General features: G+C 63.2%; 1 protein-coding gene. It reads right to left on the bottom strand.

Annotated elements, in window-relative coordinates:
* Nucleotides 1–463: 463 nt before the first annotated feature.
* On the bottom strand, nucleotides 464–1,627 hold the full coding sequence (locus tag IVB12_RS17400) for an IS110 family transposase (RefSeq protein ID WP_247300803.1): 1,164 nt from the start codon (nucleotides 1,625–1,627) through the stop codon (nucleotides 464–466).
* Nucleotides 1,628–1,690 lie beyond the last annotated feature (63 nt).

The following is a 1,690-nucleotide window of genomic DNA, read 5'->3' as shown; positions in this document are numbered from 1 at the left end:
TCTGGATTGCTCACATGGGGGTTTGGTGTGTCAAGATTTATGATCAGCTCTTTGTTCGATTGCAGGCCAGCTCTTCGTCCCGACCGTGGGATCTTTCGGAAGGCGCGCGCAGATCGGGTCAAGACCGGCCCGTGAGGGCCGCCGCGAAGCGGCTTGGTCTTGACCCGAGCGAGTACGCCTTCAGGCTCGTCAGGTCGGGAAGTGCGGCGTGAACTCCTGTGTTCGGCGATCAAGGGTCGAGCCGGTTCAGCAATCTGGTTTGCATGCCAGATCAAACTCACATTCGGTCGTCGCTCGGTGGCGACCGCACCAACATTCCGCTTGCGGCGGGCAGGCTCGAGAGGACGGGACCATTCTTCGTTGCGGCGTTTGCAGCCAAGCAATCCATCGGTTCGTCCACCCGGATCGGCCGAGGCTGATCGGTCCTCGGCAGATTGGTTTTAAGGTTGCAGGAAGCCTCGCATCAGGCAGCCTTCAGCTCGGCTCCCTCGATCACGACGCCAGCGGTCACGTACTTCCACAGCGCCACGAGCAGCTTGCGGGCCAGCGCCACGATCGCACGCTTGCGGCCGCGCTGGCTGTGCGCCTTGAACCATTGGGTCAGAGCCGATTGCGGCTGATGGCGCACCCAGAGCCAGGCGAGCTGGATCATCGTGGTTCTCAGGCGCGGATTGCCGGCTTTCGACACGCCTTGCTCTTGCTCGATCCCACCACTGCGCCAGGGTGTCGCCGCAAGCCCGGCATAAGATGCGACCTGACGGCGGTTGGCGAACTGCCGCCAAAAGGCCTCCGACCACAGAATGGCAGCGAAGTTCGGGCCCAAACTCTTCAGGTTGAGCAGCATCGTGACCGGGTCCGATGCAGCCTTCTCGCCCGACGGCTTGCTCACCGCTAGCAACGCATCCTGCTCGCGCTCCACCGCCGCGATCTGGTTGAGCAGCAGTTCGAGCCGGTCGAGCTCACGGCCGATCTGCGCCTTCAGATGCGGCAGTAATGCGCGCCCGTCTCCCGTCCGCAAGACCTCCAGCCGCTTCCGTCGATCCCGCCGCAACGGCGCATAATCCGATATCCCTTGCGCGAACAGAAGACCCTTGATCCGGTTCACATGTTCGATCCGCTCGGCAATCAAGGTCCGCCGCTCCCGGCAGAGCCGGCGGCGATCCTCCTCTTCGGGAGAGGGAGCAACGACCATGGCGCAGACCCGAGGCTCGCCACGCTTGTAGGCCAGAAGCGTCCGCAACAACGTCTCGCCGTCCAGCCTGTCCGTCTTGGCTCGCCGGCGCCGGCGCGGCGTCGCGATGGAGGCCGGATCCACCACGTGGCTCTCGATGCCTTCCTGCTGCAGGGCCCGGTGAAGCCAGAACCCGTCCAACCCCGCCTCCTGGATCGTGATGATTGGATAGCTCTCGCCCATTCGCACCTGCGCCTTGCGCTTCAGCTCCGCGAACAGCTTCAGCAGTTCCGCAAGACCGCCGGCCTCCACGCTGTGTTTCGACATCTTCTCGCCCTTGCCCGGCGAGAGCGAGGTCACCAGCCATGTCGAACGACTCAGTTCCAACGACACGAAAATTGCGCCAAACTGCGTGCGGATAGCGGCCGGTCCGTCGATAGGATGATCGAGCAACATCGTCGTCTCCAGGTTGAATGGATGCAACCTCAGTCTGGCCTCAGACTTGGTCGCTATCCACCC

It is taken from the genome of Bradyrhizobium sp. 179, assembly GCF_023073535.1.
Taxonomy (GTDB): domain Bacteria; phylum Pseudomonadota; class Alphaproteobacteria; order Rhizobiales; family Xanthobacteraceae; genus Bradyrhizobium.
The sequence above is the reverse complement of the archived record's forward strand: the minus strand, read 5'-3'. Positions and strand labels throughout refer to the sequence as shown.

What these genes read in the sequence shown, in the direction of transcription:
- IVB12_RS17400 (WP_247300803.1), bottom strand. Translation starts at nt 1,627, where the DNA reads ATGTTGCTCGATCATCCTATCGACGGACCGGCCGCTATCCGCACGCAG.